This is a genomic window from Streptomyces monashensis, from assembly GCF_001866665.1.
Lineage (GTDB): Bacteria > Actinomycetota > Actinomycetes > Streptomycetales > Streptomycetaceae > Streptomyces > Streptomyces monashensis.
This window is the reverse complement of record NZ_MLYO01000216.1, coordinates 1-345: the sequence shown is the minus strand read 5'-3', so window position 1 is coordinate 345 and position 345 is coordinate 1. Positions and strand designations below refer to the sequence as shown.

Below are 345 nucleotides of genomic sequence, written 5' to 3'. Positions count from 1 at the left end.
GCATCATGCGAACCACCAGCAGCAACCGCCTCCAACGCACCCACAAGCCCAGCCACATCCGCGGCCACCACACTCGCCCGCGACTCGAAATGCGTACGATGACGAGCCGCCGTCACCGCCACATCCGCGAGCCGAACATCCGGACGCTCCGCCAGCCAGCCCGCCCAACGACCCGCCTGCGCCCGCAACGCCTCCTCGGACTGACCCGACACCACCACCGGGAACACACCACCCGGAACCACCGGCCCATCCGCGGTCTCAACCACGACAGGCTCAACCGCAGGCGCCTCCTCCAGCACCACATGCGCATTCGTCCCACTCAGACCGAACGACGACACACCCGCA

Annotated in this window: 1 protein-coding gene; it reads right to left on the bottom strand. The window is 68.1% G+C overall.

Translation table 11 applies throughout. The annotated features are described in order from the left end of the window. Positions 1-345 (bottom strand): CurL C-terminal domain-containing protein (locus BIV23_RS48110; protein WP_143079299.1); only part of this gene is annotated, 345 nt, incomplete at both ends.